The 15,851-nt window shown below is 56.1% G+C and carries 15 protein-coding genes; 8 read left to right on the top strand and 7 right to left on the bottom strand.

Annotated features, from left to right (window positions below):
* Positions 1 to 149: 149 nt before the first annotated feature.
* Both ACYX7E_RS14670 and ACYX7E_RS14675 read right to left on the bottom strand, forming a co-directional pair.
* Positions 150 to 419 (bottom strand): hypothetical protein, encoded by a 270-nt coding sequence (locus tag ACYX7E_RS14670; RefSeq protein WP_462081333.1) that lies wholly within the window; start codon positions 417 to 419, stop codon positions 150 to 152.
* A gap of 149 nt (positions 420 to 568) precedes the next feature.
* On the bottom strand, positions 569 to 1,147 hold the full coding sequence (locus ACYX7E_RS14675) for a hypothetical protein (protein WP_462081334.1): 579 nt from the start codon (positions 1,145 to 1,147) through the stop codon (positions 569 to 571).
* 237 nt (positions 1,148 to 1,384) lie between these two features.
* Between ACYX7E_RS14675 and ACYX7E_RS14680 the strand changes: the two genes are divergently transcribed.
* Positions 1,385 to 1,690 carry a hypothetical protein gene (locus tag ACYX7E_RS14680; RefSeq protein WP_462081335.1) on the top strand — a complete coding sequence of 102 codons (306 nt, stop codon included), beginning with the start codon at positions 1,385 to 1,387 and terminating at the stop codon, positions 1,688 to 1,690.
* A gap of 303 nt (positions 1,691 to 1,993) precedes the next feature.
* On the opposite strand, the gene ACYX7E_RS14685 is transcribed toward ACYX7E_RS14680, so the two are convergent.
* From ACYX7E_RS14685 to ACYX7E_RS14695, 3 genes are read right to left on the bottom strand one after another with little or no spacing between them, the layout of a single operon-like run.
* The gene (locus ACYX7E_RS14685) at positions 1,994 to 2,509 is read right to left on the bottom strand and encodes a hypothetical protein (protein WP_462081336.1); all 516 of its coding nucleotides are present in this window, start codon (positions 2,507 to 2,509) and stop codon (positions 1,994 to 1,996) included.
* Entirely contained in the window at positions 2,509 to 5,670 is a 3,162-nt protein-coding gene (locus ACYX7E_RS14690; protein ID WP_462081337.1) for an RHS repeat domain-containing protein, read from the bottom strand. Before ACYX7E_RS14690 ends, ACYX7E_RS14685 begins: the two co-directional genes overlap by 1 nt.
* Positions 5,671 to 5,719: 49 nt before the next feature.
* On the bottom strand, positions 5,720 to 7,510 hold the full coding sequence (locus tag ACYX7E_RS14695; RefSeq protein ID WP_462081338.1) for a hypothetical protein: 1,791 nt from the start codon (positions 7,508 to 7,510) through the stop codon (positions 5,720 to 5,722).
* 493 nt (positions 7,511 to 8,003) lie between these two features.
* On the opposite strand from ACYX7E_RS14695, the gene ACYX7E_RS14700 reads away from it, so the two are divergent.
* A complete protein-coding gene (locus ACYX7E_RS14700; RefSeq protein ID WP_462081339.1) occupies positions 8,004 to 9,221 on the top strand; it encodes a tyrosine-type recombinase/integrase in 1,218 nt (405 codons plus the stop codon).
* A 1-nt stretch (position 9,222) separates the two neighbouring features.
* Here ACYX7E_RS14700 and ACYX7E_RS14705 read toward each other — a convergent pair whose 3' ends face one another.
* The gene (locus tag ACYX7E_RS14705; RefSeq protein ID WP_462081340.1) at positions 9,223 to 9,540 is read right to left on the bottom strand and encodes a helix-turn-helix domain-containing protein; all 318 of its coding nucleotides are present in this window, start codon (positions 9,538 to 9,540) and stop codon (positions 9,223 to 9,225) included.
* Positions 9,541 to 9,810: 270 nt separating this feature from the next.
* Between ACYX7E_RS14705 and ACYX7E_RS14710 the strand changes: the two genes are divergently transcribed.
* The 3 genes from ACYX7E_RS14710 to ACYX7E_RS14720 are packed head-to-tail and all read left to right on the top strand — an operon-like array spanning position 9,811 to position 11,033.
* Positions 9,811 to 10,143 carry a hypothetical protein gene (locus ACYX7E_RS14710; RefSeq protein WP_462081341.1) on the top strand — a complete coding sequence of 111 codons (333 nt, stop codon included), beginning with the start codon at positions 9,811 to 9,813 and terminating at the stop codon, positions 10,141 to 10,143.
* Positions 10,144 to 10,164: 21 nt separating this feature from the next.
* Positions 10,165 to 10,560 carry a hypothetical protein gene (locus ACYX7E_RS14715; protein WP_462081342.1) on the top strand — a complete coding sequence of 132 codons (396 nt, stop codon included), beginning with the start codon at positions 10,165 to 10,167 and terminating at the stop codon, positions 10,558 to 10,560.
* On the top strand, positions 10,557 to 11,033 hold the full coding sequence (locus ACYX7E_RS14720; RefSeq protein ID WP_462081343.1) for a hypothetical protein: 477 nt from the start codon (positions 10,557 to 10,559) through the stop codon (positions 11,031 to 11,033). The genes ACYX7E_RS14715 and ACYX7E_RS14720 overlap by 4 nt, the downstream gene beginning before the upstream one ends.
* Positions 11,034 to 11,126: 93 nt before the next feature.
* On the opposite strand, the gene ACYX7E_RS14725 is transcribed toward ACYX7E_RS14720, so the two are convergent.
* Entirely contained in the window at positions 11,127 to 11,567 is a 441-nt protein-coding gene (locus ACYX7E_RS14725) for a hypothetical protein (protein ID WP_462081344.1), read from the bottom strand.
* 205 nt (positions 11,568 to 11,772) lie between these two features.
* Between ACYX7E_RS14725 and ACYX7E_RS14730 the strand changes: the two genes are divergently transcribed.
* The 3 genes from ACYX7E_RS14730 (at position 11,773) to ACYX7E_RS14740 (ending at position 15,091) form a co-directional block, all read left to right on the top strand.
* Positions 11,773 to 12,288 (top strand): hypothetical protein, encoded by a 516-nt coding sequence (locus tag ACYX7E_RS14730; RefSeq protein ID WP_462081345.1) that lies wholly within the window; start codon positions 11,773 to 11,775, stop codon positions 12,286 to 12,288.
* 174 nt (positions 12,289 to 12,462) lie between these two features.
* Complete coding sequence (locus ACYX7E_RS14735; protein ID WP_462081346.1) at positions 12,463 to 13,725, top strand: hypothetical protein; 1,263 nt, start codon at positions 12,463 to 12,465, stop codon at positions 13,723 to 13,725.
* Between the two features lie 1,066 nt (positions 13,726 to 14,791).
* Positions 14,792 to 15,091, top strand: a complete 300-nt coding sequence (locus ACYX7E_RS14740) for a hypothetical protein (protein ID WP_462081347.1) — start codon at positions 14,792 to 14,794, stop codon at positions 15,089 to 15,091.
* The last annotated feature ends 760 nt before the right edge of the window (positions 15,092 to 15,851 follow it).

Here is a 15,851-nt window from a genome sequence, read left to right on the forward strand (position 1 = left end):
GCCCTATTGGCAACGATGATATACATCCACCAAGCTGGCCAGATAAGGCAGATGATCAGCCGGCATACCAAGCGCGGGATCCATTGTCACAACAGACGGAAATGACGACTTTGTGGATCTTTAAGTGCCCAAAGAGCGAGCTTCTTGAATCAGCGCGCCTTGAACCCGAAGGACAATCCAACTTCCAACAGCTTGATTGCCGCCGGTCCTGAAATGGAGAACGGATAACTTTCGAGAAGAGCAACCATTGACTGGTACGCAATTCCATACTCTCCTGCGTCTTCGATCCATTCACGGATCTGCTCGATTTGGTCATCAAACGACATAAGTTCTTTTGGAACAAGCAAGGCAACACTTGCCTGTCCTGCCATTTCCCGATGCAGGAGCATGAGCGCCGTCTCGACTTCATCTGAATTCATTGATGCGATTCCTGTTTCGGTTGACTTGTCACCCGGTTGCCCCTCGATCTTTCCGTCAAGCACCTGCTGACACTACTCGCTGCTTTCGGGCGTTAGTCGCGGCGGTAGAGGCAAAGCGCTCGCCTCCAGCGATGTGAACGGCCGCGCAATCAAGGCAAGACCTCTATCCTGACCCGCCTCGAGTGCAACCGACCGTCTTCCATGGACAGCAGACCCGGGGCGTTTGAGTACTTACGAGGAGCGGGGCTGAGGTACGACACTTGCAATTCATAGTCGCCAGGCTCCTGAAACAGGTCTCGTCCCTTGTCGACCCGACAGAAACCCAGCGAATGCCCCGGCCGAAGTGGAACAAAGTACTCCGGTTCTTCAAATGTGGATGGAATCGCTCGTAGATGATCCATTTCCTGAGACAACACCCGCTGCGTGCCGCCCCTGAGAACTTCCAATCGCAGCCCCCACCACTCGCCCCAGCCGAGCCGGCCATACACAGTGACATAGCCGCTGCCCTGGACGTTCTTGAGACTCGCGCACACAGAAATGTCGTCATCAATCCCTACCCTCGCGTGGTCAACGGCTGCATTCAATTCAATGGCATGCATACCGTCATCGCCGGCCAGTGCCGCTCCACTGATCAAGACGAACAGGGCACCCGCAAAGGCCGCTTGGAACCCCGGGGGATGATTGAGGGCAGATCCAGCCTTTCCGCCAACGAAATCGGAATGTTTCATCGCGACGAGACTAGTCGAAACATCGGCTTCATCCAATCATTCACCTTCTTCCCCGAATCGGTGGTTTGGAGAGACCCGGGGCAGGCCTGTAGCGGCTTCGGGTGGCTAATGGGCTGCGCCGGGTTTGCCAAGCCCACTGAAACGAGCTATGTCGGGAACGACGCCATCAGCCCAAAGCAGGTATAAGCAACCCAAGCCATGCAGTGCGGCTCGGCTTTGCCCCTGCGAGGATTCATCATGAACATCATCATCCCGGCGTTGGCATTGATGCTGCCCTGTCTGGCTGCAGCAGGTTCCGACTTCGCTCAGTCGACCGCGCCGATGCCTCTCGCCATCCACCCGACGGCAGCCAGCATATTTGAGTTCAAGAACGTCACGGTCGGCGACGCCAAGTCGGACGTCATCCGCAAGGCGGGCAACCCAGGGCTGAGGGGCCATCCGGGCAATGACCAGGAAGTCTGGTACTACATCGAGGACAACCTGAGGGTCGCAGTGACTTTCGACCGGGATGTGGTCACGTCGGTGGCGACGACTATTTTCTGAATTCTGCAAGTAGGACATAGCGGACGAGCACCGTCTGAGCGTATTGAATGCTCGGCGGCCGCTTTCGCATGCCTATGTTACTGAGCTTGCGAGATGGAAGAACAAGTAAGAGAGGGTCAATGTCCAAGGCTGCGCGTGGGATTCGAGCACGTTCGATCCAAAAGCGGAAGACGCCTCGCGCGATTGCCAGATTCCGACACCGCAGTTGACGCAGACCCCACTCATCGAGCTACTGACCTCGAATCTCCGCGATACTCCAAAGTAATACAAGCAACCACAGACGCCGAAAGCACAGCACCACGATCAGGACGACCTCCTGAGCAGCCCCCTCAAATAACGCCCCAAACCTATCTCGTCACCGTCACCTGGCGAAAAATCCATCTCCATTCTAGCCAAAACCGCATCACACCCACCCAATCTATTAACGACGCGCCCGACAAACTCAGAATCTCCCGCGAACAGCGTGACATCTTGATCCAACCTGATAATCCACTTCCCAGCCAATGAGAACACGTAATGATCCGACATGAAATTCAAATCATTCTTCCAGTATTCAAGTAATTCTAACAAATCCGCATTGATCACATGAACTGCAGCGTCATCGTCAATATCGCAGTCTTTTGCAACACTGATGGAGCGCGATCCAACTGAATCTTGCAGGTGCGTCGATAACCATTCACGCCAGACGTCATCAGGTGCGAATGATTCGTAAAGGTTTCGGTCAAATGCCATTCCTGTCCACGTACTGAGCACCAGCGGGTTCTCCGGCGGAAAGTTACGAAACAGATGACTATGTATAAAATCTGATACATGCCCCATTACCTGCTTCCTTTTGGATAGCGAATAGTCGTTGAAGGAACATTACTATCCTTCGGATAGTGCTTAATTGTGTCCGTTCCTGCAGGAGGCCCATCTTTGTAAGGCCTAGTGCTTGTATGCCGATTTGCATTGCTTCCATCTGGAAACTTTATGTTGTTAGGCCCATTAGATTGCGCACCCGGGATGCCATTCAGTTTCTCCCACGCGGCATCTCCGTCCCCTGCCCCCCCCTGACGCTCACCTCGCTCGCCCGCAGTACCCGGAGCTGGCGTCGTTCCTTCTAGAATCCCTTCAATTACATCATTCACGACGTCTGTCGGCGATTGCTCTTGATTGGCCTGATAGATCTTGTAACCAATCTCTCCAATCGCACCCGCAAGAATAATTGCGCCAACAACATCACCTGGCCCAGGGAGAGGACTATCTAATTGTGACGCTATACCCGCTTGAGTACCGCGCCTTACAGCCACATCCCCGACCACTTTCCAAGGAATCACGATTGCTCGCCCATCCGGATCAACAAACTTGTAAGGATTGTTGTTCGCATACCGATACCGATGGAACTGCCCCACCGGATTGCTGTATGCCGTCACCGGATCGACAGACAAGAACAATCCAATCTGCGGATCGTAATACCGCTGCTGCATGTACGTCAGGCCGGTCGCAGCGTCTTCCACATGCCCGGTGTAGCCAACACCATCCCTGGCAGCTCGATTACCGACACGCCCGTAAGGTTCGTACTCGCTGCGTTCGACGACAACGCGACTGGCATCGGTGATCGCGACCGGGCTACCAAGTGCATCGGTGTGCTGGTACTTGACGACGGCAGCGCCGGAAACCGTGTCCCGCTCACGAATGGCAACAAGGCTTCCATTCAAATGAACGTACCAGGACTGCAACTTTGCACGCAGGTCGCTCACGAAGGAAAGTTGCCCGTCGTTCGCATACTGACTGTACTTGCTCGCCGTAGTGTAGTCCCGTGCCCGACGACCATGGCCGTCATACACATAACTAGCAACTCCGTTCGATCCTCGCAGCCGATTTCCGTAGTCAAATACGTAGACTGCACCGTTCTTGTTTGTCACATTCCCTTGGAGGTCATAGCCAAGGCCCACCACGGTGGCTCCAGCGCATGACCCCGTCTTGACGTTTGTCAAGCGCCATGCGCCGTCATAGCAATAGTGGTGGTTTCGCGCTGCAAGGTTCGAAGTGGCTCCGACCTGGACACGAGTCAAGTTATCCAGAACGTCATATGTGTACGACGCGGTCCCGAACATCGGCGATACGGTGCCTGTCAGCCGATCCAGTGCGTCGTAGGTCATTGTCCGGTTGCCACGATTCCCCGTTCGACCATCACTGATCGCAGCTACGTTGGCATTGCCATCGTAATCGTAGCCGTCATTGAGGACAGCTGATGCGTTGCATGTGCCGTAATAGTCGCAACTCGTATCGGGCAAGCCACGCGCATTCTGCGTCAGCGTATGCCGTAGGCCATTGCCGTAGGAAAACTCTTTCATCGCCCCGTTGGGGAAGTACTTCACCCCAGTGGCATAAGTACCTGCCTGTGTCGGCTGGCCCAGCGCATTGGGCGCATAGGCCACCTGGAATCCGCCGTAACTGCCCTTCGACGCGAGATGACCATTCGCGTTGTAGGTGTACTGGATAGGCCAATCAACGCTTCCCCATAGCATCCGCTCGCCGATCATCAGGCGGCGACGGTTGTAGGTGTAGTTGGTGGTGACCTGGCTGGAACCACCATTGTCGGCTGTGATCGAAGCCAGCAATCCGTCAGGAGTGTAGGTGCTGATGGTGTTACCCAGGCCATCTGGAAAGCCAAGAGACGCCACCCTATTGCGCGCATCGTAGGCTCGAGTTGCCTTGCGAGCATTGATGACAGCGAGGTTCCCCGTGGCATGACAGGCAGTCGCTGCCGGGAGGCCGGATGCTGACCAAGTCAGATTGCCTGCACCGTCATAGCCCATCAACGTGGCGCCAGTCTCCGGCTCCACTGTGCGGCACAACTCTTGTGCCGTGTTGTAGGCGTAGCTGCGATTGACCGCGAGCGTGCCGCCGCTTGCACTACTGTTGTTGCTGCGACGCAACTGCTTGGGCTTACCGAAGACATCACGATCAATGTGTGTGTATGCCCCCGCTGGATGCCAGATCGTCACAGGATAATCGTGGCTGGGCTGGTCGAAAGCCTGGTACCAAGTCCGCGTCTGTCCACCCCGGGGATCGGTCACGAGCGTGTAAGAGCCCGCAGCATTGCTAAGGTATGAGGTGGTCGTGGTCAGCTGTCCAGCGCCTTCCCAGTCCTGCTTGACCGACCGCACCCGACCTAGTGCGTCGTAACTGGTCCAAGCCCCATTGGTCAGGTTGTGCACCGCCCCCGGATAGGATGCAAAAGTTGTCCTTCCTTCGTGGTCGTAAGCGAACCGAGTGAAGCGAGTGGTCTCGGAAATCTGGGACTGATCGTGCTCTCTTATCACAACCGGTCGCCACAAGGCGTCGTGATACACGTGCTTGCGATAGTTGCCCGTCGCAATGTCCTGACGCCAGTATCCCGCAGGCAAGCCAGATGCACCGGTGGACTGCGGAGCGAAGCTAATCGTGGTAGCCCCCCACTTAGACGTATCGCAGACTCCAGCCTGCGTATCCGACGGATAGATAATCTGCGTTACGCGACCCATCGGATCGTACTCATAGCAAGTCTTCGAATTTGTCTCGTCTGTGACGGACGTAATCCATCCATTGTTGTCTATGTCCGCAGACTGCACCGCACCTAACGGTGATTCAGGCGTGACTGGATGCTTGATACTTCCAGGAATGCCACGCTTCCAAGCAGACAACGTTGTGACGTTGCTATTGCCATCTTTGACGGTGACGACGTTACCGTTCGCGTTGTACGTCAACGTCTGCTGCAGCTTGCCGAACGCATACGTCTGCAACGGTAACGCAGTGGTGGCGTCATAGGTCGTCGCGTATTCGACCAATCCAGTATTGCTGTTGGTAGACGACGCAACCTGTCCCAACACCCATTTGCTGGTGTTGTCGTGATACACGATGACGTCCGTGCGCGTGTATGTCTGCGCACTGGCCAAGCCAGGCAACAGCGCGGCGCCAAGTGCACCGACCAGCACAGCAATTCGTAACCTATCCATTTGGTATCCCCATGAATCCTATTGCTCGCTACCAGCCATCCCATCGCGGTCAAGGTGTCGGCGCGCTAGATCTTGTGACGCTTAGTGGACGCCCCCGGCTATCCAAGCTATTGACTTGCGTAGAAAACGTCACGCCATCCTGCGTGATGGTCGAACGCACCAACGGCCGGAGCACCGCATCGTCATAGCTTCCTCCACGGAACTCAGGGTCGAACCCAACCGCTTTCGGATAAGCAGGGTTTCCTTGACCAAGCTCGTATGTGTTGGCAACTCGCCGACGAAGGACTCCGCCTCCGTCATAGGTATCGATGCTCAATAGCAGACCATCGTTCTGCTTGAAGACGTTGCCAAACGTGTGGATCTCGTATGAGCCATCCGGCTTCAGAACTTTGCCTTGTGTCGCGCCGCCCGTGAATGGCAGGAATCCCAGTTGCGACGTGTACGTGTATTTCCAGATGGCGTCAGCGAGCCCTGGGCCGGAAACCTTCTTGTAGGTCAACCCCAACCCTGAAGTCGCGACAGGGCTAATTGGCTGGTAAATATTCTCATAGCTGCCAGCTCCATCTGGCTGGATACCAATCACATAGCATTGCCTAGGCACTCCCGACCTCCCAATGATCAGGGGAGACACACCAAATAAGGCTTTCGCGCCGGATGGTGCCGTCACGGTATACGACCTTTCATACATCCCCGCACCCAACGTATGGTCCGGCACTGCGTTCGGATGCACATTACATCCGTCAAAGCTAACATCCGCGTAGTAGAGACTGCCGTACCTATCTCCGCCAAACTGGTAAAGCCACTTACTTTCGTCTGGATTATCAACTTGCGTAAGCATATAAGGGTAATTTCCCAGAGTAGACGGGCTTTGTCCATACGAGTACGTCCAAACCCGCCCATTTGCGGAAACAGATGAAACCTTGTCAGTTGCATACGGGATATTTGCATACGAAATGTCTATACGGCGGCCATCACTAGATTCGATAGCGTCTAGCTTGACCTTTTCAGTACTTTTGTTGGAATAACTATAGGTTACCCAGTTGCCAAATCTGTCTTCGATGCGAGTAGCGTGCAACGATATCTGAACGACATTCATGTTGAATGTACCGACATGATTTGATCTAAACGTAGATGGCCCACTATGAAAGGACATAAAGCTAGTGGAAACCCAGTCAAACCAGTATCTTGTTCCATCTGGTGCCAGCATCAAGTAGCCCTCTGAACTTCCCCACAATATCTCTTTGGCAGTTGCCCCACCTGCATTTTTTAGAGTCGGGATACACGAGAAGTAATGATTATCTTTTGTAAGCCAATAATAGGGTCCGCCTCCGCTCGGAGCGGCCATGTGCCCCAAGTTGTACTGAAGCCCAAGATCTTGACCTCCTGGAATGTGTACCCTTGGTGGCTGCCAGTATGTTTGAATGCCACCGAGATAAGGCTTGGTATCGTTTGGCTTTATTAGCGCGCTACCTCCGACCGAGCAGTTCTTTCTTGGCGCACTAGCATCCGACGTTAGCCAACCATCTATACCATCGTGAACCACGTAGATCCTGGGAAGATCTATCTCCCAGTCCACCATCGCGTTACGGTACGACCCTTCCGTCGTTCCCTTTACCATCTCCACCTTGCGGCGCCTGAACTCCACAGGAAGGCGATTGTTTCCTGGCAAAGATACGTCAACCACGTTGAACGATATCGTTCCAGTTTGCATGCTGACCTGATCACCAAACTCGCTCCCCGCAGTTGTCATCGGGGCATTCGAATTATTGTGGACAGAAGCATATTTCGGGTTCGGCTGATCCGAATTGTCCTGCGCCCAGGCGGACAACGCCGCAGACATGGTCAATACTGCGACCAGACACGCTTTGTGCTTAAGTCTATTACTGCCCTTCTGATCCACACATCCTCCAGCCATTTGGCACGCAAACGCAAGAACGCTCCGCGTAGAACGCGCAGCGGAAGTGATTACAGAAATTGGTGTTCCCAGAGCCCCTGATGAAGTCCATTTCTTCCTGCATGCAGACCCAATCCGGATCTGTTCATATCCCCTTGTCTGCCTAGATACCTCTGCCCTCGTAGCATGTCAACAGAATCGTGCGGCGGCGCGAATTTTTAACGCCCGTCTGGTCTGATTGGATAGGTCGCCCCGGCGGCACTAAAGTGGCAAGACGAGTACACCCAAGATCCAACGACGCTGTTCCAACCATCGTCTGGGCATTTGATTCGCGAAATCGACGAGCGCAGCGATCTTTCCAACACGGACGATCCACATCCAAACATGCCGCACCGGCCCTTCCTATTCTTGGCTTACGCCAACTACGGAACCCGCCCGGATGTCAGTTATCACGCTCACCAAGCGCATCGTCACCACCACCAAACCCCGGGATCGCGCTTACGAGCTCAGGGATACGCAGGTGCGTGGCCTGCTGTTGCGGGTGCAGCCCAGTGGGCACAAAGCTTGGGTTGTCACCTGGACGCATGGCAAGCGTCGTACGCTGGGGTCTGCTGCACATCTGGATCTGGACCAAGCCCGCGATATCGCCCGCAAGGTGATCGCTGACTATATCCAGACGGGTCTGCCCAGCATCGCCAAGTCCAACACGCCAAAGATCACGCTGGACGATTTCCTGCGTAACCATTACGCCCCATGGGCACGCAGCGAACTCAAGGGCGCAGACAAGTACATCGAACGCCTGTCGCGGGTCTTTCCGGATGCCCTGCCCCTGCCGATGTCGTCCATTGATGCGGCTTGGGTCGAACGCTGGTGGCTGGCACGCCTGCAGACCCGGGCGCGTCCTGACGCCGAAACCCCGATCAGCAAAGCCACGGCATGGCGTGACCTTGCCAGCCTACGGGCGGTCATCGCCAAGGCGGTCAAATGGGGCGTGCTGGATCAGAACCCCATCGGGCAATTACGCATGCGGGCAGCCAAGCCCCGCAATATCGTCAGGTTCTTGTCTCCAGCCGAAGAACAGCGCTTGCGTGCAACGCTCACCAAGCGCGATCAAGACCAAGCTGCAGCGCGCGCGTCAGCCAACCAATGGCGTGCTGCTCGCAAGCGCCCCTTGTACCCGACCCTGCCTGCTGGTGCCTATGCCGACCACCTGACTCCAGCCGTGCTGCTGGCAATCAATACCGGGCTGCGTCGGGGCGAACTGCTGTCGCTGGACTGGTCCGACATCAACCTACAGGCCCGGATGCTGACCGTGCGCCGTGAACATGCCAAGTCAGGTAAACAGCGTCATGTGCCCTTGAACGCCGAAGCCATGTCAGTCCTGCGGCAATGGGCGTCGCAAACCAAGGATGCCGGCAGCGTGTTCGGTGTCGCGGGCGTCAAGTCGTCCTGGGACACCCTGTTGACCACAGCCAAGATCCAGAACTTCCGGTTCCATGACCTACGCCATCACTTTGCGAGCCGGCTCGTCATGGCTGGCGTGGACTTGAACACCGTCCGGGAACTGCTGGGACACGCCGACCTGACCATGACGCTGCGATATGCCCATCTGGCACCGGAACACCTGGCTGCTGCCGTCGAGAAGCTGGCTGCGTAGGCTACCTCGACGAAGCCTTGGTCTTGACGAGGATCTTGGCTCGGGCTTCAGGGTCCAATTTCTCAAACGCCAAGATCCAGTCCGCGAGCTCATCCGTTTCGGCAAAAAGGTACGCGAGTGGAACCTGCAGCGCTTCAGCCAACTGAGCGGCAGTATCCATGTCGGCACGCGATGTCTGTTGTTCGTATCGATTGATACGAACGCTACCGATCTTCTTCGTCATTCCTAGCATCGCTCCCAGCGCGCGCTGCGACACGTCCCGCATTGCACGGGCGTCCTTCAGTCGTTGCGCAAAGATGGCTGTTGCTTTGCTGGGCAAGCGGAATCAACGGTCGATAAACCTGCCCCATCTTCACCCTTGCGCCTCACTGTGCGTAGACTCTACATTTACTGAAGAGGGGGTGTAAAGCCGAGCGCGTCGTTGGGGAAGACATCGTGCGCGCAGACAGGCTAACCCCTTGATCCGTCGACCGACCATGGGGGTTCTATGAAGCGTTTCGCGTTGTTTTGCTTGATACCTGCGCTGCTGACAGGGTGTGTCACGCGCCCGATAGCACTGGCTGATGCTGTCCCTACCCCACCCGACCGCGTGTTCGCTTACAACCAGCCCATTGACGTCCCATCGGGCCAGATCGTCGTCGTTCGTGACGCAGGGCTGCCAGGGGCAGCTTGTCCGTTCGGGTTCTACATCGACGGCCAACTGACCGCGCATCTGCGCCGTGGCGAAACGACCACCCTGATCATCCCTGCGGGCAGTCGCATCTTGGCCGTAGGGCCAGCTGGCACTGGTGTGTGCGACCTCGTCAATGCGGAAGCACGACGACGCGAAACAACGGTCATGGTCGAACCCAGCAGTGTCACGAAGATCCGACTGGCTGTGACACAGGACGGAACGTACATGGTCACGCCCACGGCGTTCTGACCAAACTTTCGAGGGGACATCATGAAGACGACACTTGTGTCTGTGGCAACAATTGCACTTGCCTTGCTGACATCGCCTGCGACAGCCATTGCAGCCCCATCCGCGAAACAGCTACAAGCCCTGCGAGCTGCCGTAACGGAAAACTTCAAAGATCCAGCAAGCGCGCAGTTCCGTCGGCTTGAACTGGTATCGGGACCGGACTCCCCGCAGAAGAACCCCGGCGAAGGCATCTACTGTGGCGAAGTCAACGCCAAGAATTCACTCGGCGCATACGTTGGATTCATGCCATTCATGGCGGCGATCCTGGGGGATGGCGCGTTTGCGATAAAAGTTGCCGAAGACACCGATGGCGTCACGATCGTACGCGAGGTTTGCCGTCGTGCAAAAGCTGGAGAACTTGGAGCCGATCAACCATGAACTTCGAAAAGCTGGGCATCTTCATCATCCTGGTCGGCATGGCGATCGGTGGTTGGGCTGTACACGAACACCGCGAGTTGGAGCACAAGATTTCAAGCAACTCACTAAAGAATCTGATGGACCTTGACCAAGGAAAGTCCTTTGAAATCTTCGAAAGGCGATTGCAAAGCGAGCAGATGCGGGAAGACATGAAGAAGCTACCACCATGGATGATCGGTGGTGGCGCGTTGTTCGTCCTGGGGTTTGGAATGATGTATGCAGGTCGCAGCAGTGCGGGCAGCACCCGCACTTGCCCACGCTGCGCCGAAACGATCCAAGCCGAAGCCGTCATCTGCCGGTATTGCCGATCCAACTTGCCTTCAGATGACCGTGGCGCCGGGACTGACGAAGATGAACCCGGCAATGGCAAGCGGCAGTCGTATCGGGCGCTGGCCAAGGCTGCCGAGCGCGCCGAACGCACACTGAAAAAATAGCCGCCTCCGAGTCCACAGTCTTGATTCAAAGCACTCGCTTTCAACACTGCAGAACTTCATTGACGCCTGTTCAATTCACCCAGACGTATCCGACTATTGCTGACGCCTGTACGTTCTCAACAGGTGATCAGCTAGTCCGTCTTGCTGGCGCAGAACACCAACTAGATTCCTCATGGCTTCTTCTGGGTAGCCCTCGAAGATTGCATGAGACTCAAATTTCCAAGCTTCCAACAGCCTGGAGACTGCGTGCTGCCCTCTTTCAGTCAACTTCAACGGTTTGCGCCGACGATTGCAATCGTCCTGTTCGCTTTCGATGAGCCCAAACCTAACAAGATCCCTAAGGTGTTGCTTCGTAGGGAATGCAAACATCCGATCCAGTGAATCCGCGTAGACGACATCAAAGTTGTCTTCACAAGCCGAAATTCGCCACAAGACCTGGACATGACGCAGGGTCAGATGTCCATGCATCTTTCCAGTTTCGCTGCCATCAAAGTTAACTTCGCCATCATCGCGAAGAATGACGTCCGCGTGCATGGACAGCGCTCCTGCTATGCGCAAGAAAAATTCCAGATCGCTGAATGAAAAGCTTGGAACAATTCGCGGCCCGCTCATACCACCCCCCAATATTGTAGTCAACCAATTTTAGTTGGCAGATACAAACATGGCGACCCCTTTCGCCAATTTTGGTTGCGTATCGTCCGTTCCGCAGCAAGTCGCTGCCCAACCAAGACAGATACAAATGAACAATCACGCCTCCACCCACCAGGCCATCAACCCGACGGCCGCAACCGACACGAACTGCAGCAGCATCCCTGATTACGCCCGCCTCAAAAGGCTTCTTGAAGCCCATGCCATCAGCCCCGAACAGGGCGCCAATGCGGAAATCGAAATCGTCAATGACCTGATCTCCCGCGAGGTGCTTGAAGCGGATAGGCTCTGGCGTCGTCAAGCCCATCCTGACGTCGCGCACCTGACCGCGTTCCAGGCGACCGAAGCGTTGTCGGATGTCTTGGACACCTACCTGCCGGCCAACAAGAAGCGCCGCTATGACCCCAAGCTGGTCGATGCAGCGGTCGTTACTGACGTCTGGTCGCTGCGCCAGACCATTGACAGCCTGGGCATGCCCTATGACCGCTACATCGACATGGCGATCACGTACATCGGCAAGCCCCATGGCCGCGCACCCCGCCTGAGCCAGTTCAGCCATGTCGATGTGGTCACGCACGTTGTCACCGAGTGGTCGAAGCGCTCGTAAGCGGTACCAAGTAACCGTAGCACCTGATCCGCGCGGATCATCTTGATCTACACCAGTAGTCGATAGGCGCCTGTCGACTGTCATCGGGCAAGTCTGCCCACACCCAAAACCCTATCCCCACCCGATGTGACACCACATCGGTAGCCAAGTCGCACCCAAAATTCGAGCAACGTCATGTCACACGATCCGCCAAAACCGACATCAGCGCCAATCAAGAAGCCAGCCCGCGCCCCGCATCGCGCGAAAAGCAAGAACGCCCCATCGGAAGCCAAGAAAGCTCGGGGGCACAAGAACAGGAAGCACGCTTATCCACCCGGCATCGCCCTGCGCAATCCTGGATTCAAGCGCAAGGCCTACATCGACAACCAGTATGCAGACCTGCAAACAGACGTTGATGCCAGCCGCACAAGCGGTGACAAACATGAAATCGCCAGGGCTGAACTGTTGCTTGCCCGATCAATTGTCCCCAAGGACTCGTTTCGCGAGGAGCCGGAACTCATGGGCACTGCGTTTGTGCCGTATCGGTTCCGATCAGCCTATGAGCGCACCGAACATTTCGCACGCATCTTCGACAAGCTGTATCGGGAGTACAGCGCCAGCCCTTTCGGCAAGGTGATCGAAGCACCTCCACGGAAGAACCTGTCGCTTTGGCCCGATAGCGACATCATTGCGCTTTGGCATGCCAGGCAACACGCAGACTATTTGGGGGTCCCGTACGAGTTCTACTTGCGGCAGGCGTTCAAGTACCGGCTTTGGTCTGGCTACAAGCGCTGCCCCATGCCCAATCAGATGTGGCACGGCAAAGTACTGCAGGTCGTATCCGACGAGTACCAGCGGCACGGGGGACGCCACTCGAACACTTCATACTTTGAAGACCCGATCCACCCGATGTTCTACGCAGAAAACTACCGGGAACACCCTATCCAGATTGCGGCGCATCTGGACCTGATCGGCAAGACGAAGCAGTTCCCCGACTTCTTCAAGGTGGGCAGCTTGATTCTGGCCAGGAAGCTGCTGCCCGAAGACATCGCAAGGTCGCATCTGAGCGACCGTACGGTTGACGTCGCGATTTCCAACCACTCGTCGTTAAACATCACCAGGCCAGATACCGTGCCATTGGGCCCTGAAGAAGTCCCGTTGCTTGGATGCTTTGGAACTTACCATCCCGCGGCAATGGACTGCCCGACGTGCCCTCATCAATCAGCGTGCAGGGATATGCAGCACGTCGTTGATACCGCGATGATCGCAAAACACGGAACGGCAGATCCTCGTCGAACTGAAACAGCCAAAGATGCCACTGAACGCAAGCGCAGGCAGCGGCAACGCGAACGGCATGACCGGGCAGCAACCAAGGCAGCACCCGGTGGTGGGGACGAACCGGAACATGGGGTGGGTCTGAATCCGGAACGGGACCCGGGATGCGAACCGGATGTGTAGTCCGACGCTGGCAAGGTGTCACGATGTCTAATGCTTTTAAGCTTTAATAGCTTTTATAAAAAGCTAGACTTCGTGACACTTCCGGTATGGCTTCAACCGTTTGGAAGACCATATCCCTCGGTGACATCGGGGCCTCTGGCCCCTCGTCCCTGTCGGGATATGATGCGTGCCCTGGCGGGCACGCATTGGGTTTTAGATTCAATTCCGATGGATTTCTAATTCCGGGATTAAGCTTCCAACGTGACAGCAGCAACCCTACTTCCGGATGTGTTTTAAACGCCACCAGCAGCGTTAGGAAGCCCCCTCAAACGTTACGGTTACACGCCGACCTCCGAATCAGCAAGCCCGTCAGAAACGCATACAGCGTCTTCTACACCTGATGCTTCGGCGTGGATATTGCGGCTTTGATGTCCATGCCAACCCCTACCAAACCCCATACCGTCGGCATGGTGTCCACAACCTGACAAGCGGCTTTGCTGCGCCAACCTTGCCGGGAACGACAGCTTGCCGCAAGTAGATCGTGCTGTTGTCCCCTTGTATGAAGTGCCACGTGGTGTTTGGCTTTGCACCTGCGGCGATGTCAGTCAACATCCAAACACAGCCTGTCTCAGCCCATGCGACAACAGCGGGCAAACCTGACCAACATCGGACAGGGGGCCACAATGACACGCATGCACTTGATGATCTTCCGGCTGTACGCGCCATCGCTGGCGTTCCTGGTCGGGGCAATGCTGGTGACCTGGTGGCTTGGCACGCTTGGACAATCAGCGCTGCTAGCCCAAGTGACGTCCACACTGCGATGGCTGCCCCATGCCCTAGTTGGGTTGTCGGTGCTGTGCTGGCTGGTCGCAACCGTGCGTCTGTGGCGATGGGACATCGGAAGCGCAGACACATGTACCTGTGGTGGGATGTTCGGCATGGAGCGCCATGGACGATATGGGCCGTACCGGAAATGCATCGCCTGTGGTAGCGACCACGCGTTGCGGCGCTAGGTCGCGACCAGACCACACCATCCCGTATGATGCCGCCCGGGGATGATCCCATAGGGAACGGAGCCTAACGGGCTATGCCGACTGAACTTGACGAAAGACTGAGCCGACGCTTTTGGTTTGAGCATACATCCGGGGAACGGCTGTACCCATACAAGCTGCGCGACAACAACACCGGGCGCGTGACGTACCGGGTCGCCGTCGGACAGACCGGTGCCAACAAGGTCGAGAACCAGATTCAGCTGGACGATGTGGAAGACGTGTATCGGTATGTCTTTGGCAAAGGGTATTCAGTGCGCCTATGCGGTGTCGACGGAACACCCGAAGGCCTTTACAGCAGGAATGGCCACAGCATTGTTCGAACTTCGGAAGACTAGGGTGGGCTAGCCATCGCCGGGTTGCAGGGCATGCTTGATTGGATGGATTGGGCACAATTGATCGTTAGGGCGACATCAGCTCATTCGTCACCAGCGCGCGCCTACCGCTGTCCGACACTGACCACTGCCCTGCTCGCTGATGCCACTTGGAGCGCAACAGGCAGTGATACAGCCAGCCTGGCGCACATCCAGAATGCTTGATCGGCTCATGGTCGTCTTGACACACCAGACTCGGTCTTCGCCACCGGCTTCAGGGCCACTTACGAGCGCGCCGAGCCTGCCGAAGACAACCGGTAGTGATTGATTGATAAGGGATTCCTGCCGATCTGATACGGGCCCCCCTTGCATCACAAATGCCAGGGTCGGACGTTCGGCGTCGATGCGGTTGATCCGCAACCGTGGGGGTGGAAGTCCTAGAAGCCGCACAGGACCACCACCCCGGGCGCGCCGAATTGGGGCTTTGTTGTGGCGAACTCCATACAGGACGGTGGATTCTGGGCCGGACGCCCGCATCACATTTGCTCAAACTCCGTGGATTGAAGCGACGTTTCGTACAATCCATCGACAATCTTGCGTCACTAACTCACGGCCTTTCTGGGCTCATCGACAGCGCTTGCTCGGGTACAACCACCCAAAGGCCAAATCGATCAAGGGTCGCCATATCACCAGCTGGCTTGGCAATGGCACAATCATCACGAAACTCTACTGCTGAGCCACTCGAAGAGACGAGGACGCTTCAGTTACAGTACACGCGGCCACA

The sequence above is a fragment of the Luteimonas sp. RIT-PG2_3 genome, from assembly GCF_054902115.1.